Below are 268 nucleotides of genomic sequence, written 5' to 3' on the forward strand. Positions count from 1 at the left end.
CTACAACGACGCGCTGACGAAGGCGATCTACGAGCCGTTCGCCAAGGAGACCGGCATCACGGTCACCACGGTCAACTACCAGTCCGCGCAGGTCATCGCCCAGGTCAGGCAGGGCCGGCCGCAGGTCGACCTGATGGACAACAGCCTGCTCATCTTCCAGAAGATGGCGCGCCTTGAGTGCCTGGAGCCGGTGGACCATGACCGGCTGAAGAGTGTCAAGGGTGCCGGTATCGCGGAGCACAACCTGCCGGAGTACGCGGTCGGCAAG

Annotated in this window: 1 pseudogene; it reads left to right on the top strand. The window is 64.2% G+C overall.

Annotated features, from left to right (window positions below):
- Positions 1-268, top strand: a pseudogene (locus tag IO24_RS0140160) (ABC transporter substrate-binding protein); the annotation flags it as partial.

The organism is Streptomyces flavovariabilis (assembly GCF_000725785.1).
GTDB lineage: Bacteria > Actinomycetota > Actinomycetes > Streptomycetales > Streptomycetaceae > Streptomyces > Streptomyces hawaiiensis.